We start from the raw sequence: 299 nt of genomic DNA on the forward strand, positions 1-299 counted from the left end.
GCATTTTTAGGGTAGTAGTAGCCAAGGAAGATAACGTTTTCAACACCATTTGCATCGATATTATTCAACAAATTAACGACATCAACATACAAGTCGTCAATCAGGTTTTTACAAGAAGAGCTTAAACCCCACCACTGATACCACTCTGTCTTACAGTTGTACCAGTCAAACATAGTAATGATAGGGATAAGAATATCGTTACCTGCAGCATCCATAACGATCGTCTGGATATTCGGATTATCGTTCTTGGCAATCTCGAATTGCGTTGCAATATCAGTTGCATAGATACCGCCCGTTAC

General features: G+C 39.5%; 1 pseudogene. It reads right to left on the bottom strand.

What is annotated here, in order from left to right:
• Positions 1-299 (bottom strand): annotated as a pseudogene (locus tag A3763_RS28380) (SGNH/GDSL hydrolase family protein); the annotation flags it as partial.

Source organism: Oleiphilus sp. HI0128, assembly GCF_001635365.1.